Origin of the sequence: Mycobacterium gordonae, from assembly GCF_001417955.2 — a bacterium.
GTDB lineage: Bacteria > Actinomycetota > Actinomycetes > Mycobacteriales > Mycobacteriaceae > Mycobacterium > Mycobacterium gordonae_B.
Genome location: NZ_LKTM01000035.1, coordinates 65,139 through 80,698, shown reverse-complemented (window position 1 = coordinate 80,698; position 15,560 = coordinate 65,139). Strand labels below are relative to the sequence as shown.

14 protein-coding genes and 1 pseudogene are annotated in these 15,560 nt (G+C 68.0%); 5 read left to right on the top strand and 10 right to left on the bottom strand.

From position 1 onward, the window contains the following. Positions 1 to 11: 11 nt before the first annotated feature. The 6 genes and pseudogenes from AO501_RS06330 to AO501_RS06305 form a co-directional block, all read right to left on the bottom strand. Positions 12 to 801, bottom strand: a pseudogene (locus AO501_RS06330) (enoyl-CoA hydratase family protein); the annotation flags it as partial. After that, positions 801 to 1,967: an acyl-CoA dehydrogenase family protein gene (locus tag AO501_RS06325; protein WP_055576907.1), complete on the bottom strand. Its 1,167-nt coding sequence runs from the start codon at positions 1,965 to 1,967 to the stop codon at positions 801 to 803. The gene AO501_RS06325 and the pseudogene AO501_RS06330, both read right to left, overlap by 1 nt. Beyond that, on the bottom strand, positions 1,967 to 3,946 hold the full coding sequence (locus tag AO501_RS06320) for an acetyl/propionyl/methylcrotonyl-CoA carboxylase subunit alpha (protein WP_055576928.1): 1,980 nt from the start codon (positions 3,944 to 3,946) through the stop codon (positions 1,967 to 1,969). The genes AO501_RS06325 and AO501_RS06320 overlap by 1 nt, the downstream gene beginning before the upstream one ends. Before the next feature lie 5 nt (positions 3,947 to 3,951). Continuing rightward, positions 3,952 to 5,541 (bottom strand): acyl-CoA carboxylase subunit beta, encoded by a 1,590-nt coding sequence (locus tag AO501_RS06315; RefSeq protein ID WP_156452350.1) that lies wholly within the window; start codon positions 5,539 to 5,541, stop codon positions 3,952 to 3,954. A gap of 2 nt (positions 5,542 to 5,543) precedes the next feature. Further along, entirely contained in the window at positions 5,544 to 6,692 is a 1,149-nt protein-coding gene (locus tag AO501_RS06310) for an acyl-CoA dehydrogenase family protein (protein ID WP_055576905.1), read from the bottom strand. After that, complete coding sequence (locus AO501_RS06305) at positions 6,689 to 8,371, bottom strand: acyclic terpene utilization AtuA family protein (RefSeq protein WP_055576904.1); 1,683 nt, start codon at positions 8,369 to 8,371, stop codon at positions 6,689 to 6,691. The genes AO501_RS06310 and AO501_RS06305 overlap by 4 nt, the downstream gene beginning before the upstream one ends. A gap of 278 nt (positions 8,372 to 8,649) precedes the next feature. Here AO501_RS06305 and rpmF point away from each other — a divergent pair, with 278 nt between their 5' ends. The 5 genes from rpmF (at position 8,650) to AO501_RS06280 (ending at position 13,286) form a co-directional block, all read left to right on the top strand. Further along, positions 8,650 to 8,823: a 50S ribosomal protein L32 gene (gene rpmF, locus AO501_RS06300; RefSeq protein WP_055576903.1), complete on the top strand. Its 174-nt coding sequence runs from the start codon at positions 8,650 to 8,652 to the stop codon at positions 8,821 to 8,823. Between the two features lie 102 nt (positions 8,824 to 8,925). Next, positions 8,926 to 9,612, top strand: coding sequence for a two-component system response regulator MprA (gene mprA / locus AO501_RS06295; protein WP_055576902.1), 687 nt, complete (start codon positions 8,926 to 8,928; stop codon positions 9,610 to 9,612). Further along, on the top strand, positions 9,612 to 11,159 hold the full coding sequence (locus AO501_RS06290; protein ID WP_055576901.1) for a HAMP domain-containing sensor histidine kinase: 1,548 nt from the start codon (positions 9,612 to 9,614) through the stop codon (positions 11,157 to 11,159). The genes mprA and AO501_RS06290 overlap by 1 nt, the downstream gene beginning before the upstream one ends. 115 nt (positions 11,160 to 11,274) lie before the next feature. Then, complete coding sequence (locus AO501_RS06285) at positions 11,275 to 12,741, top strand: S1C family serine protease (protein ID WP_055576900.1); 1,467 nt, start codon at positions 11,275 to 11,277, stop codon at positions 12,739 to 12,741. Next, positions 12,741 to 13,286, top strand: coding sequence for a MogA/MoaB family molybdenum cofactor biosynthesis protein (locus AO501_RS06280; RefSeq protein ID WP_055576899.1), 546 nt, complete (start codon positions 12,741 to 12,743; stop codon positions 13,284 to 13,286). Before AO501_RS06285 ends, AO501_RS06280 begins: the two co-directional genes overlap by 1 nt. Positions 13,287 to 13,293: 7 nt before the next feature. Here the strand turns inward: AO501_RS06280 and mscL are convergent, their stop codons facing one another. The 4 genes from mscL to AO501_RS06260 all read right to left on the bottom strand — a co-directional run bounded on the left by mscL (position 13,294) and on the right by AO501_RS06260 (position 15,555). Further along, positions 13,294 to 13,758, bottom strand: coding sequence for a large-conductance mechanosensitive channel protein MscL (gene mscL / locus AO501_RS06275; RefSeq protein WP_055576927.1), 465 nt, complete (start codon positions 13,756 to 13,758; stop codon positions 13,294 to 13,296). A 64-nt stretch (positions 13,759 to 13,822) separates the two neighbouring features. After that, positions 13,823 to 14,491 carry an SAF domain-containing protein gene (locus AO501_RS06270; RefSeq protein WP_055576898.1) on the bottom strand — a complete coding sequence of 223 codons (669 nt, stop codon included), beginning with the start codon at positions 14,489 to 14,491 and terminating at the stop codon, positions 13,823 to 13,825. Between the two features lie 62 nt (positions 14,492 to 14,553). Further along, a complete protein-coding gene (locus tag AO501_RS06265) occupies positions 14,554 to 14,886 on the bottom strand; it encodes an FmdB family zinc ribbon protein (RefSeq protein ID WP_055576897.1) in 333 nt (110 codons plus the stop codon). A 75-nt stretch (positions 14,887 to 14,961) separates the two neighbouring features. Continuing rightward, entirely contained in the window at positions 14,962 to 15,555 is a 594-nt protein-coding gene (locus AO501_RS06260; protein WP_055576896.1) for a 5-formyltetrahydrofolate cyclo-ligase, read from the bottom strand. Positions 15,556 to 15,560 lie beyond the last annotated feature (5 nt).

The following is a 15,560-nucleotide window of genomic DNA, read 5'->3' as shown; positions in this document are numbered from 1 at the left end:
CGAGCGGCCCCGTCAGGAGCCCGAGCCGGTGTCGGCGACCCAGCTCGGAGCCCGTTTCTGCAGAAAAGCGAGCATGCCTTCGCGCGCCTCTTCGGAGACGAACAGCCGTGCCGATTCCTCGGTGAGCCGCTCGGCGTCACGATCGAAGCCTTCCAGTACGGCGGCGGTGGTGAGCGCCTTGGATGCCGCCAGGCCCTGCGGCGATCCCCGTCCGACGTCGGCGACCAGACCGGCCACCGCGGCGTCCACGTCGTCGGCGGCCAGGGTGACCAAACCGATCTCGGCGGCTTCGCTGGCGCCGAAGGTTTCACCCGTGAGGTAGTAGCGTGCGGCGGCTCGCGCGGACAGCTTCGGCAGCAGGGTCAGCGAGATGATCGCCGGCGCGACGCCGATGCGGGCCTCGGTCAGGGCAAAGGTGCTGCGCGGCCCGGCGACCACCATGTCGCACGCACCGACCAGACCGAATCCGCCGGCCCGCACATGGCCGTCGATGGCGCCGATCACCGGCCGCGGTGAGGAGACGATCGCGCGCAAGACCGCGGTCATCTCCTTGGCTCGTGCCACCGCGGACTGGAAGGGGTCACCGCCACCACCGGCTTCGCTGAGGTCCGCACCCGCGCAGAAGGTGCCACCGGTGTGTCCTAGCACCACCACGCGCACCCCGGGGTCCGCGGCGGCGGCGCGCAGCCCCTCGTGCAGTTGGGTGACCAGCGTGGTCGACAGCGCGTTGCGGTTGTGCGGTGAGTTCAGCGTGAGCCTGGCGGCCACGCCTTCCCGGGCGTACTCGACGAGTGTGTCCATCAGTACGAGCGGGGCAGGCCCAGCGACGTCTGCGCGACGAAGTTGAGCACCATCTCGCGGCTGATCGGGGCGATCCGCGCCAGCCTCGACGCCGTCAACATGGCGGCCACGCCGTACTCCTTGGTGAGCCCGTTTCCGCCCATCGACTGCACGGCCTGGTCGACGGCCCGGGTGGACGCCTCGCCGGCCGCGTACTTGGCCATGTTCGCGGCCTGCGCCGCGCCGCCGTCATCGCCGGCGTCGTAGAGCGTCGCCGCCTTCTGCATCATCAGCTTGGCCAGCTCGACCTCGATGTGGCACTGCGCCAACGGGTGCGCCAGACCCTGGTGGGAGCCGATCGGGGCGCCCCAGACGTTGCGGGTCTTGACGTAGTCGACGGCTTTGTCGAGCGCGAACCGGCCCATCCCGACGGCGCTGGCCGCACCCATGATGCGTTCGGGGTTCAGGCCCGCGAAAAGCTGTGCGATCGCTGCGTCTTCGGCTCCGACGAGCGCGTCCGACGGCAGCCGCACGTCGTCGATGAACACCTGGAACTGGCGTTCGGGGCTGATCAGCTCCATCTCGATCGGTGTGTAAGTGAAGCCGGGCGAGTCGGTGGGCACCACGAACAGCGCCGGCCGCAGCTTGCCGGTCTTGGCCTCCTCGGTGCGACCCACCACGAGCACCGCCTGGGCCTGGTCGACGCCCGAGATGTAGACCTTCTGGCCCTTGAGGATCCAGTCGCTGCCGTCCCGGCGGGCCGTCGTGGTGATCTTGTGCGAGTTCGATCCGGCATCGGGTTCGGTGATGGCGAACGCCATGGTGAGCGTGCCGTCGGCGATCGCGGGGACCCAGCGCTTCTTCTGCTCCTCGGTGCCGAACTTGCTGATGATGGTGCCGTTGATCGCCGGCGACACCACCATGAGCAGCAGCGCGCTGCCGGCGGCCGCCATCTCCTCCATGACCAGCGCGAGCTCGTACATGCCGGCTCCGCCGCCGCCGTACTCCTCGGGCAGGTTTACCCCGAGGAACCCGAGTTTGCCGGCCTCGGACCACAATTCAGTGGTGTGCTCCTGGGCTCGGGCTTTCTTCAGGTAGTACTCGGCACCGTAGCCGGACGCCCACTCGCGTACCGCTTTGCGCAGCGCCTGGCGGTCTTCGCTTTCGATGAAGCTGGTTTCGGACATTACGAATCTCCTTCTGATTCGGGTGCTTCCACGCGCGCCAGTACGGCGCCCACCTCGACTTGCTGGCCGGTTTGCACATTGATCTCGGCGAGCACGCCGTCGTTCGGCGCGGTGATCGTGTGCTCCATCTTCATGGCTTCCAGCCAGATCAGCGGCTGGCCGGCGGTGACGGTGGCGCCGACTTCAGCGCCGATACGAATGACGTTGCCGGGCATGGGCGCAACCAGTGAGCCCTGCTCGACGGCCGAACCCGGTTCGGGGAACCGCGGCACGGCCACCAGGTGCACCGGTCCGCGCGCGGAGTCGACATAGACGTCGTCGCCGAACCGCGTCACCGAGTAGGCGCAGGCCACCCCGTGTTCGGCCAGCACGACCTCATGCGGTGACGCGGACACCAGCTGCACCGTCGGATCGTGTGGCAACGCCAAAGCTGTTCGGGTGAAACGGTATTCAACCCGCTGTTCGGTGTCGGTGGCGTCCCGGTAGGTCTTGACCTGGTAGCCCGAGGTCAGGTTGCGCCAGCCGGAGGGGAGTGAGCCCAACGCGCCGGCGATGGCGCGGTTGTGCGCGGCGTCGGCCAGCGCGGCCGCGATCGCCGAGACCCGCACCGTCGCGCCGTCGGCAAGCGGCGCCGACAACTCGGCCAGCCCGTGGGTGTCGAAGAACGCGGTGTCGGTTGCCCCGTCCAGGAACGCCGGGTGCCGCAGCACGTTCACCAGCAGCTCACGGTTGGTGCGCAGCCCGTGCACCTGGGCGCGGGCCAGCGCGTCGGCGAGCACCAGCGCCGACTGCCGGCGCGTCGGGGCGTACGAGATGACCTTCGCCAGCATCGGGTCGTAGAAAATCGACACGGCCGAACCGTCGACGATGCCGGAATCCAAGCGGATCCCGGTCCGGTGCCCGAGCGTGCTGAACTCTGCGCGTACCGAGGGCACGTGGATGCGATGCACGGTGCCGGCCTGGGGCTGCCAGCCCTGGGCGGGGTCCTCGGCATAGAGCCGCACCTCGATCGAATGGCCCTGCGCTGCAGGGGGTTCGGCACTCAGATGGCCTCCGTCGGCGACCTCGAGCTGCAGCTCGACCAGGTCCAGGCCGGTGGTCTCCTCGGTGACGGGGTGCTCGACCTGCAGCCGGGTGTTCATCTCGAGGAAGAAGAACTCACCGTCATCATCGGCGAGGAATTCGACCGTGCCGGCACCCGTGTAGCCGATCGCGCCGGCGGCCAGCCGGGCGGCCTCGAACAGCTTCTCGCGCATCCCCGGCGTGCGCTCGACCAACGGCGACGGCGCCTCTTCGATCACTTTCTGGTGTCGACGCTGGATGGAGCATTCCCGTTCGCCGACTGCCCAGACGGTGCCGTGCTGGTCGGCCATCACCTGCACTTCGATGTGGTGCCCGGTCGGCAGATAACGCTCGCAGAAGACGGTCGGGTCACCGAACGCGGACTGCGCCTCTCGTTGCGCGGCCTCGACTTCGCCTGCCAGGGCGGACAATTCCCGCACCACCCGCATACCGCGGCCCCCGCCGCCGGCGGACGCCTTGACCAGCACCGGCAGTTGGCCCTGCGTCACCGTCTCCGGATCGAGCTCTTCGAGCACCGGTACGCCCGCCGCCGACATCAGCTTCTTGGACTCGATCTTGGAGCCCATCGCGCGCACCGAATCGACCGGCGGCCCGACCCAGGTCAGACCGGCATCCTGCACGGCGGCGGCGAATTCGGCGTTCTCGGAGAGGAATCCGTAGCCCGGATGTACGGCGTCGGCACCGGCCGCCCGCGCCGCCGCGATGATGGCCTCGGCGTTGAGGTAGTCGTTGGTCTTCGCCAGCCGAACGCGGGCGTCGGCCTCGGCGACGTGCGGGGAGGCCGCGTCCGGATCGGTGTAGACGGCGACGGTGCCCAGACCGAGCCGCCGGCAGGTGGCGAACACCCGCCGGGCGATCTCGCCGCGGTTGGCAACCAGTACTCTCGTGATCCCCATGAAGCTCACATCCGGAAGACGCCGAAGTTCGACGTCCCCTTGATCGGGCCATTGGCTATGGCGGACAGACACATTCCCAGCACGGTGCGGGTGTCGCGCGGGTCGATCACCCCGTCGTCGTAGAGCATTCCCGACAACACCAGCGGCAGCGACTCGGCCTCGATCTGGCCTTCGACGGCGGCCCGCATCGCCGCGTCCGCCGCCTCATCGACCTGTTGGCCACGGGCCTCGGCGGCCGCACGGGCCACGATGGACAGCACCCCCGACAGCTGCGCCCCGCCCATGACGGCGGATTTGGCGCTGGGCCAGGCGAACAGGAACCGCGGATCGTAGGCGCGGCCACACATCCCGTAGTGGCCCGCGCCGTATGAGGCGCCGATCAGCAGCGAGATGTGCGGCACGGTCGAGTTGGACACGGCGTTGATCATCATCGAGCCGTGCTTGATCATGCCGCCCTCTTCGTAGTCCTTGCCCACCATGTAGCCGGTGGTGTTGTGCAAGAACAACAATGGCGTGTTCGAACGATTGGCCAGCTGGATGAACTGGGTGGCCTTCTGCGACTCCTCGCTGAACAGCACGCCGCGCGCGTTGGCCAGAATGCCGATGGGATAGCCGTGCAATTGGGCCCACCCGGTCACCAGTGACGAACCGTACAGCGGCTTGAACTCGTCGAAGTCGGAGCCGTCGACGATGCGGGCGATCACCTCACGCGGATCGAACGGGATGCGCAGATCGGCGGGCACGATCCCGATCAGTTCCTCGGTGTCGAACAGCGGCTCGGTGACCGGCTTGGGCGCCGGTCCCTGCTTTGTCCAGTTCAACCGGGCCACGACGCGGCGCCCGATCCGAATCGCATCCAGCTCGTCGTGCGCGAAGTAGTCGGCCAGACCCGAGATGCGGGCGTGCATTTCGGCACCACCGAGCGACTCGTCGTCAGATTCCTCGCCGGTGGCCATCTTCACCAGCGGCGGGCCGGCCAGGAACACCTTGGAGCGCTCCTTGATCATCACCACGTGATCGGACATGCCGGGCACATAGGCGCCGCCCGCGGTGGAGTTGCCGAATACCAGTGCGATGGTCGGGATTCCGGCGGCCGAGAGCCGGGTCAGGTCACGGAACATCCGACCGCCCGGAATGAAGATCTCCTTCTGGGTCGGCAGGTCGGCACCCCCGGATTCCACCAGAGAGATCACCGGAAGCCGGTTCTCGAAGGCGATCTGGTTGGCGCGCAGGATCTTCTTCAGCGTCCAGGGGTTGCTGGTGCCGCCTTTGACCGTGGGGTCGTTGGCGACGATCATGCACTCGACACCCTCGACGACGCCGATCCCGGTGACGGTGCTGGCGCCGACCTTGAAGGGGCTGCCCCAGGCCGCCAGTGGGCTGAGTTCCAGGAACGGTGAGTCGGGGTCGACCAGCAACTCGATGCGCTCGCGGGCGGTCAGCTTGCCGCGTGCGTGATGGCGGTCAACGTATTTCGGCCCGCCGCCTTCGACGGCGTTGGCGAACTCGGCGGCGATCTCGTCGAGCTTGGTGGTCGACGCGGCAGCCGCCTCGGTGAAGGTGGGCCCATTCGGGTCGAGGGTGGATTTCAACAAGCTCATGACTGGTACCCCAGGAGCTTGGCGGCCAGCGCGGTCAGGATCTCGGTGGTTCCGCCGCCGATTCCCAGGATGCGCATGTCGCGGTACTGGCGTTCGATCTCGGATTCGGCCATATAGCCCATGCCACCGAACAATTGGACGGCCTGATTGGCCACCCATTCCCCGGCCTCGACGGCGGTGTTCTTGGCGAAGCAGACCTCGGTGATCAGATTGGTCTCGCCTTCGAGCTGGCGCTCCACCACCCGGCGCGAGTACACCCGCGCGACGTCGATCCGCCGTGCCATCTCGGCCAGGGTGTTCTGCACCGACTGCCGCGAGATCAGCGGGCGGCCGAACGTCTCCCGGTCGCGGCACCACTGTGCGGTGATGTCCAGGCAGCGCTGCGCACTCGAATAGGCCTGGGCGGCAAGGGCGATCCGCTCGGACACGAAGGCCTGCGCGATCTGGGCGAAGCCGGTGTTCTCCACGCCGACCAGGTTCTCCACCGGCACCCGCACGTCGGTGTAGGACAGCTCGGCGGTGTCCGAGGAGCGCCAGCCCATCTTGTCCAGCTTGCGTGACACCTCGAATCCCGGCGTGCCCTTGTCGACCACGATCAGCGAAACGCCTGCTGCGCCGGGGCCGCCGGTACGCACCGCGGTCACCACGAAGTCGGCACGCACCGCGGAGGTGATGTAGGTCTTCGCGCCGTTGATCACGTAGTGGTCGCCGTCTTTCACCGCGGAGGTCCGCAGGTGCCCGACATCGGATCCGCCGCCGGGTTCGGTGATGGCCAGCGAACCGATCTTCTCACCGGCCAGCGTCGGCCGCACATACGTGTCGATCAGCCGCTGGTCACCCGAGGCGATCATGTGCGGCACCGCGATGCCGCAGGTGAACAACGACGCGAAAACGCCGCCGGGAGCACCGGATTGGTGCATCTCCTCACAGATCAACACCGCGTCGACGCCATCCCCGCCACCGCCGCCCACCGATTCCGGGAAGTTCGCCCCGAGCAGGCCCGCCTCGCCGGCGCGCAGATGCAGTTCGCGCGGCAGGTCGCCGGTGCGCTCCCACTCGTCGATATTGGGCAGCACCTCCCGCTCGGCGAACGAGCGCACGGTCTTGCGCAATTGCTCGCGCTCCGGCGTGGTCCAGACGTTCATAACAACTTCTCCGGAATGTCGACGTGACGGCTGCGCAACCATTCGCCCAGCCCCTTTGCCTGCGGATCGAAGCGGGCCTGGTAGGCAACGCCCTGGCCGAGAATGTCTTCGATCACGAAGTTCACCGCCCGGATATTCGGCAGCAGATGCCGGGTGACGGGCAGGTCGGCCGCTTCGGGCAGCAGCTTTTTCAGTAGATCGACGGTCAGTGTGTGCGCCAGCCAGCGCCACTGGTCGTCGGTGCGGACCCACACCCCGACGTTGGCCGAGCCGCCTTTGTCGCCGCTGCGGGCGCCGGCGATCAGGCCCAGTGGTACCCGTCGGGTGGGCTGGGCGGCCAGCGGTTCGGGCAGCTCCGGGTCGCCCGCCGCCTCCAGTGCCAAAGTTTCGGTGGCGCAGGGGATTTCGACGCGGGTGCCGTCGGCGTGCACCGCGACGTGCGGCACCAGCCGGGCGTCGACGTAGCCCGGGGTGTAGACGCCGTACACCTGTCCGTCACCCGGCGGGGCGGTAGAGGTGAAGCCCGGATAACTAGCGAGCGCCAATTCGACTGCCGCGGCGGAGAATTTGCGTCCGACGTTGGCCGGATCGGGATCGCGTACCACGCAGCTCAGCAGGGCGCTGGCGCCTTGCTCGGTGTCGGCGTCGGGGTGGTCGGTACGGGCCAGCGTCCACTCCAGCTCGGCGGGCTTGACCGTCAGCGTTGCCTCGAGCTGGCGTCGCACCAACTCCGCCTTCGCCTCGATGTCCAGCCCGGTCAATACGAACGTCATGGCGTTGCGGAAGCCGCCGATGCTGTTCAGTGACACCTTGAGCGTCGGCGGTGGCGGTTCACCGGTGACGCCGCTGATTCGCACCCGGTCGGGGCCGTCGGACGACAGCGTGATGCTGTCCATCCGGGCAGTCACATCGGGATTGGCATAGCGGGCGCCGGTGATCTCGTAGAGCAACTGTGCGGTGACGGTATCTACGCTGACCAGGCCGCCGGTGCCGGGATGCTTGGTGATCACCGAGGAGCCGTCGTCATAGACCTCGGCAAGGGGGAAGCCGGGATAGGTCAGATCCTCGACCTCGGTGAAGAACGAGAAGTTGCCGCCGGTGGCCTGGGTGCCGCACTCGATGACGTGGCCGGCCACGACTGCGCCGGCGAGTCGGTCGTAATCGGTGCGGCCCCAGCCGAAGTGCGCGGCCGCGGACCCGACGATCACCGAGGCGTCGGTGACCCGGCCGGTGATCACGACGTCGGCTCCGGCATTCAGGCAGTCCGCGATGCCCCAGCTGCCCAGGTAAGCATTCGCGGTCAGCGGGGTGCCCAGTCCGAGTTCGGCCGCGCGCTGTTGCAGGTCGTCGCCTTCCACGTGGGCAACCCGCGCCGGGACACCCAGGCGCTCGGCCAGTGCCCGCACCGCATCCGCCAGCCCGGCAGGGTTGAGGCCGCCGGCATTGGTGACGATGCGCACGCCGCGCTCGTGGGCCAGGCCCAGGCACTCTTCAAGCTGGGTGAGGAAGGTCTTGGCGTAACCGCGTTCGGGATTCTTCATCCGGTCGCGGCCCAGGATCAGCATGGTCAATTCGGCGAGGTAGTCACCGGTGACGTAGTCGACTTCACCGCCGGTGAGCATCTCGCGCATCGCGGACAGCCGGTCACCGTAGAAACCGGAACAGTTCGCGATACGCACGGCGCCAGAAGGGGCCCCGGAAGACAACTCGGAAGACAATGGGCGCGTCCTCCCTCCATTGGGATGATTCGGCGGCCGCAATCAACCAACCAACCGGTAGGTTAGCGGGTGTCGGTGGCGGCGCGTCAACCGGCTCAGCGCGTGCCTGTGTAAGGGCCATTTTGGTGACCGGCCGGTGTACCCACTACCCTTGAGGTCAACTGTCGCCGTCCGGCCCGCAAAGCCATGGAGCGCGACACGCCCGACCGAAAGCCCCACACGAGGAGTTAGGCCCGACCATGGCCGTACCTAAGCGCAGAATGTCGCGCTCGAATACCCGCAGCCGGCGTTCGCAGTGGAAGGCCACCGCGACCGGGCTGGTCAACGTGAACGTCGCCGGTCAGAAGCACAAGGTGCCCCGCCGGCTGCTCAAGGCCGCCCGCCTCGGGCTGGTCGACCTCGACAAGCGCTGACGTCCCAGTCAGTCACAGCCGGCGCACGCCGCACCGCGTGACTAGCGGCTTCTCGGCGCGCCTCTCAGGCCGCTCTCAGGCCTCCGTACGAAACTAGGCTCCGTGCGAATACTTGTCGTCGACGACGATCGTGCCGTGCGCGAGTCGCTGCGCAGGTCGCTCTCCTTCAACGGCTACTCGGTGGAGTTGGCCCACGACGGGGTTGAGGCGCTCGAACTGATCGCCAGCGACCGGCCTGATGCGGTGGTGCTGGATGTGATGATGCCGCGGCTGGACGGCCTCGAGGTGTGCCGGCAGCTGCGCAGCACCGGCGACGACCTGCCCATTCTGGTGCTCACCGCTCGCGATTCGGTCTCCGAGCGGGTCGCGGGGCTGGACGCCGGGGCCGACGACTACCTGCCCAAGCCGTTCGCTCTCGAGGAACTGCTGGCGCGGATGCGGGCGCTGCTGCGCCGCACCAAGCCGGAAGACGCCGCCGAGTCGGTGGCGATGACCTTCTCGGATCTGAGCTTGGACCCGGTCACGCGCGAAGTCATCCGCGGGCAACGGCGGATCAGTCTCACCCGCACCGAGTTCGCCCTCCTGGAGATGTTGATCGCAAACCCGCGGCGCGTGCTGACCCGCAGCCGCATTCTCGAGGAAGTGTGGGGATTCGACTTCCCCACCTCGGGTAATGCGCTCGAGGTGTACGTGGGATATCTGCGTCGCAAGACCGAGGCCGACGGCGAGCCGCGGCTGATCCACACCGTGCGCGGGGTGGGTTACGTGCTACGCGAAACGCCGCCCTGATGACCTGGTTCCGCCGCCCTGACCGGGCCGGCCGCGCACCGCTGCGGGCGACCAGCTCGTTGTCGCTGCGATGGCGGGTCATGCTGCTGGCGATGTCGATGGTGGCGATGGTTGTGGTCCTGATGTCCCTGGCTGTCTACGCGGTGATCTCCGCCGCCCTCTACAGCGACATCGACAACCAGCTGCAGAGCCGGGCGCAATTGTTGATCGCCAGCGGCTCGCTGGCGGCCGATCCGGGTAAGGCCATCGAGGGCACGGCGTATTCGGATGTCAACGCGATGCTGGTGAACCCGGGAAAGTCGATCTACACCGCGAACCAACCGGGGCAGACCCTCCCGGTGGGCTCGCCGGAGAAGGCCGTCATCCGCGGTGAGCTGTTCATGTCCCGACGCACCGCCGCCGACCAGCGAGTGCTGGCGATACACCTGAACAACGGCAGCTCCCTGCTCATCTCCAAGAGCCTCAAGCCCACCGAACACGTCATGGGCAAATTGCGCTTCGTGCTGCTGATGGTCGGCGGGGTGGGTGTCGCGATCGCCGCCGTCGCCGGCGGGATGGTGACCCGGGCGGGGCTACGCCCGGTCGGTCGCCTCACTGAAGCGGCCGAGCGGGTTGCCCGAACCGACGACCTGCGCCCCATTCCGGTTTTCGGCAGCGACGAACTGGCGCGGCTCACCGAGGCGTTCAACCTGATGCTGCGGGCGCTGGCCGAATCCCGGGAACGCCAGGCGCGGCTGGTCACCGATGCCGGCCACGAACTGCGCACGCCGCTGACGTCCTTGCGCACCAACGTCGAACTGCTGATGGCCTCGATGGCGCCCGGCGCGCCGCGGCTACCGGAGCAGGAGATGGTTGACCTGCAGGCGGACGTGATCGCGCAGATCGAGGAATTGTCGACGTTGGTCGGCGACCTTGTCGACCTCACCCGGGGGGACGCCGGCCACGCGGTGCACGAACCGGTGGACATGGCCGACGTCATCGACCGGAGTCTGGAGCGAGTCCGGCGGCGCCGCAACGACATTCACTTTGACGTCGACGTGATCGGCTGGCAGGTGTACGGCGACTCCGCGGGGTTGTCGCGCGCGGCGCTCAACCTGATGGACAACGCGGCCAAGTGGAGTCCGACCGGCGGGCATGTCGGTGTCACGCTGCGCCAACTCGATCCGTCCCACGCCGAGTTGGTGGTGTCGGATCGGGGGCCGGGCATTCCGCCGCAGGAACGGCGCCTGGTGTTCGAACGCTTCTACCGCTCGACGTCGGCGCGGGCGATGCCCGGTTCGGGTCTGGGCCTGGCGATCGTCAAGCAGGTCGTGCTCAACCACGGGGGGTCGTTGCGCGTGGAGGACACCGAACCGGGCGGCCAACCGCCGGGGACGTCGATCTACGTGCTGTTACCCGGGCGCCCGATGCCGGGAACGGCGCACCCGTCGGCTGTCGTCGTCGCGGAGCGCGACGCGGGAACCGACGCGCGGGGGAACTCCGTTAGAGGTACGGGTGACAGCGCAAACTCACGGGGATCCACGAATGTCATCTCAGTCGATTCTTAGTCCGCGCAAGCAAGGTAGTTGACAGTTAGGGTTGAAAATCAGCGCCATGCAAGCAACGCGTGGTCGAGTCGGCTTGAAGTAAGCCCCCAAGGTAGAGGAAGAACGTTTTAGCGACATGACGAATCACCCGAGGTATTCGCCACCGCCGCAGCAGCCGGGATACGGTGCCACGCCCAGTCAGCCGGCACCGCCCGCCTATGCCCAGGGGCAGCAGAGCTACAACCAACAGTTCGACTGGCGCTACCAGCCCCAGCAGCAGTACCGCTCCTCCTACGACCCGCTCAGTGGCACCGGGGCCGGCCCCATACCCGGCAACACCGGGTCCGGTCCCATTCCGGGCAGCACCGGGGCGGGCCCGATCCCCGGCGGGACCGGCGCCCGGCCGATTCCGGGCGGTACCGGCGGCGGTCCGATTCCGCCCGGTCCCGGGCCGATGCCGCCGATGATGGCGCCTATGTCACCGCCGCCGCGGCGGCGGCGCTCGGCCGGGTTGATTTTCGGCGCGCTCGCCATCGCGGTGGTCTCCGCCGGCATCGGTGGCGCGGCCGCGACGGTGGTTGAACTGGGTCACCAATCCAGCACCGGCCACGGCACTACCGCGGCTTCGGGTGGCGCCCCGAGTGTCCCGGCGGCCAACATGCCGCCCGGTTCGGTGGAGCAGGTCGCTTCGAAGGTGGTGCCCAGCGTCGTCATGCTGGAGACCGACCTGGGCCGGCAGTCTGAAGAGGGCTCCGGTGTCATCCTGTCGGCCGACGGGCTGATCCTGACCAACAACCACGTCGTCGCCGCGGCCGCCAAGCCGCCGGCCGGAAGTCCGCCGCCGAAAACGACGGTGACGTTCTACGACGGCCGCACCTCGACGTTTACCGTGGTCGGGGCCGACCCGACCAGCGACATCGCGGTGGTCAAGGTGCAGGGCGCCTCCGGCCTCACGCCGATCGCGATGGGGTCCTCGGCCGGCCTGAAGGTCGGCCAACCGGTGGTGGCCATCGGTTCTCCGCTGGGCCTGGCCGGCACCGTGACCACCGGCATCGTCAGCGCGCTCAACCGTCCCGTCTCGACGACCGGTGAGGCGGGCAACCAGAACACCGTGCTGGATGCCGTTCAGACCGACGCCGCCATCAACCCCGGTAACTCCGGTGGCGCGCTGGTCAACATGAACTCGCAACTGGTCGGCATCAACTCGGCCATCGCCACATTGGGGGCCGATTCCGGCGACGCGCAGAGCGGCTCCATCGGTCTGGGCTTCGCGATCCCCGTCGACCAGGCCAAGCGCATCGCCGACGAACTGATCAGCACCGGCAAGGCAACACACGCTTCCCTCGGGGTGCAGGTGACCACCGACAAGGGTGTTCCCGGCGCCAAGGTGATGGAGGTCGTGGGCAACGGCGCAGCCGCCAACGCGGGCGTCCCCAAGGGCGTCGTCGTGACCAAGGTCGACGACCGTCCGATCAACAGTGCCGACGCGCTCGTCGCCGCGGTGCGTTCCAAAGCGCCCGGGGACAAGGTGGCGCTGACATACCAGGATCCTGCCGGTGGCAACCGCACGGTGCAGGTCACGCTCGGGAAGGCGGACAGTTGATGAAGGTCGAAGGGCAGCTGTCCGACCTCGGATATACGGTTGTACCCGTGGAACAGGGCGCGGAGTTGGTAGTCGGGCGGGCACTCGTCGTAGTCGTCGACGACCGGACTGCGCACGGCGACGAGGACCACAGCGGTCCGTTGGTCACCGAGTTGCTCACCGAAGCCGGGTTTGTGGTCGACGGTGTGGTGGCGGTCGAGGCTGACGAGGTCGAGATCCGAAACGCGTTGAACACCGCCGTGATCGGCGGGGTGGACCTGGTGGTGTCGGTCGGCGGCACCGGGGTGACGCCGCGCGACGTCACCCCGGAAGCCACCCGCGACATCCTGGACCGGGAAATCCTCGGCATCGCCGAAGCCATCCGCGCCTCGGGGCTGTCCGCGGGCATCACCGACGCCGGCCTGTCACGTGGGCTGGCCGGGGTCTCCGGCAGCACGCTGGTAGTGAACCTGGCCGGCTCCCGTTACGCCGTGCGCGACGGGATGGCGACGCTCAACCCGCTGGCCGCGCACATCATCGGCCAGCTGTCGAGCCTCGAGATCTGAGGCGGGCTCAGCTCTCGGCGCGGGGCCCGTGTTCCGGCGGGGCTGACAACGGCACGGATGCCGGCGAGCCGCCGTGCCTGCCCGAGGAACTGCCGTTGGTCTGCGCGAGCAGGTCGCGGATCTCTTCGAGCAGGACTACCTGCGCGTCGTCGGCCTGCTCAACCTCGCCCTTCTTGCGCAGCTTGCTGTAGGGCAGCACGATCAGGAAGTACAGCACCGCGGCGACCAGGATGAAGTTGATGGCGGCCGACAGCACGTCATTGAGGTTGATGAACTGATTGGTGCCCGGGATCTGTTGTTTCAAGATGCCGTGCTCCTCATTCTTGTCCATGCCGATCGAGCTCACCAACGGGTTGACGACGCCATCGGTGAAACTTTTGACCAAGGTCGTGAACGCCGCCCCGATGACCACCGCTATCGAGAGATCGACAATGTTGCCCCGCGAGAGAAACTCTTTGAACCCTTTGAGCATGGGATGTCCCTTCTTGATCGGACAGGCTTTGCTGCCGATCACGTGCTCAGCGGTGGCCGGGTACTCAGTGCAAGGTGAGGGTGACCGTCTGACCTAGCGCCGAGCCAGCCACCGTGTTCGCCACGCGAGCCGGCAGCGCAACCAAGACTACGCGGTCCGACTCGCCGGACCGTAGCTTCTCCTTGGCCGACACGAGCACCACCACGGCGTCGGTGGCGATCACCTTGCCGAGCGCCGGGCCGGGTTGCTGAACTTCACCGGCCGGGGCGGCCAGCACGTCGACGACGTCGCCGACCCGGACCAGGTCGATCAGCGCGCCGTCGGCCAGATGCAGGGGCACGATCCGGGCCCCGGGGCCCGCGGTCGACTCGGCCAGCCGGCTGCTCAGTAACCGGACGTCGGTGAGGATCTCGCCGCGGCGTGCCGGACCCGCCAGCGTCGCACCGAGCACCCGACCGGGGTCTGTCATCGATCCCTCGGGAACCGTTGTGGCCGAGCGCTTTTCGACTCGCACATCGGCGTCTGCCAGGGCGGTGCCGGAACCGAGGTCGCGGGCGGCCACCACTACGTCGACGCGGTCACCCTCAGGGTCGGAGCGCAGCGCAGCGATGCCGGCCAGCACCACCAGCCCGCCCGCGGCGACCCGCCGGGCCAGGACGGTCCTGGTCCAGTCCGGACGGCACGCTGCTTCGACACGACTGATCAGGGTCGGATTCAGCGATGGTTCCCGCACGCAGTCACGGTAGGCGTGGGGGAGCGGCGGTCGTTGCCGGCGAGGCTGGCGCCTGTGGATAACTAGCTGGACGCGGCCGCGGTGGAAGCGGTGCTGCTACTGGCCTTCTCGCTCGAGCCCGACGACTTGCTCTCGCTGGACGTCGAACCCGAATTCGATTCGCCCGAGCCGGAATTCGAGGACGAGCCGTTGCTGGAACTCTTGTCTTTCTTTCCGGCCTCGCGGCTGTCGGTGCGGTAGAAGCCGCTGCCTTTGAACACGACTCCAACCGAGTTGAACAGCTTGCGCAGCCGCCCAGAGCACTTCTCGCAGGTGGTCAGCGCGTCCTCGGTGAAGGCTTGCACCTTGTCGAAGCGGTCTCCGCATTCGGTGCACACGTAGCTGTACGTCGGCACAAAAACCTCCGGATGATGTTAAGTCTGAATTAGCACTCTACCGTTTCAAGTGCTAGAACCGCCACGTGATGGCGATCATTCCCGGGTCGGCAGCGCAATCAGCCCGCGTCCTGGGGTGAGGGCGTGCGTCATCGGCACGTCATGCGGCTCCGATGGCAACTCGTCCACCAGTTCGGTGTCCCGCACGATCGCCACCAGACGCGCCTGGGGGTCCCGGACCGACAGGGAGCGGTCATAGAAGCCGCGCCCACGGCCCAGCCGCACACCACGGCGGTCGACCGCGAGCGCAGGCAGCAGCACCAGGGCGGCCTCGCCCAGCGCCGACTGCGGCAACCAGGGTTGCGGTGGTTCCAGCAATCCCCAGCGCGCCGCCACCAACTGACCGTGGCGGTACTCGCCCCATCGCAGGGGCAGCGGCGTGTCGCCGGCGCCAACGCGCGCCACCGGCAACAAGACCCGGCCGGCGCGGCGCAGCAACACATCGAGCATGGCCATCGAGCCGGGCTCCGAACCCACCGGGACGTATGCGCACACCGTCCCGGCAGCTATTTCCACCTGCTCCAAGTGCTCGGTCAGCAGCTGTGCCTCGGCGGCGCGAACGTCGTCGTCAACGTCGCGGCGCGCGGCGACCAGTTGGTCCCGCAACGCCGCCTTGCCCGCGGTTGCCATGGCTT

Bases quoted from the DNA above. Each gene is read 5' to 3' on its own strand.
- AO501_RS06325 (WP_055576907.1), bottom strand. From the start codon at position 1,967: ATGTCCGAAACCAGCTTCATCGAAAGCGAAGACCGCCAGGCGCTGCGC.
- AO501_RS06320 (WP_055576928.1), bottom strand. From the start codon at position 3,946: ATGGGGATCACGAGAGTACTGGTTGCCAACCGCGGCGAGATCGCCCGG.
- AO501_RS06310 (WP_055576905.1), bottom strand. From the start codon at position 6,692: ATGAACGTCTGGACCACGCCGGAGCGCGAGCAATTGCGCAAGACCGTG.
- rpmF (WP_055576903.1), top strand. From the start codon at position 8,650: ATGGCCGTACCTAAGCGCAGAATGTCGCGCTCGAATACCCGCAGCCGG.
- AO501_RS06290 (WP_055576901.1), top strand. From the start codon at position 9,612: ATGACCTGGTTCCGCCGCCCTGACCGGGCCGGCCGCGCACCGCTGCGG.
- AO501_RS06285 (WP_055576900.1), top strand. From the start codon at position 11,275: ATGACGAATCACCCGAGGTATTCGCCACCGCCGCAGCAGCCGGGATAC.
- AO501_RS06280 (WP_055576899.1), top strand. From the start codon at position 12,741: ATGAAGGTCGAAGGGCAGCTGTCCGACCTCGGATATACGGTTGTACCC.
- mscL (WP_055576927.1), bottom strand. From the start codon at position 13,758: ATGCTCAAAGGGTTCAAAGAGTTTCTCTCGCGGGGCAACATTGTCGAT.
- AO501_RS06260 (WP_055576896.1), bottom strand. From the start codon at position 15,555: ATGGCAACCGCGGGCAAGGCGGCGTTGCGGGACCAACTGGTCGCCGCG.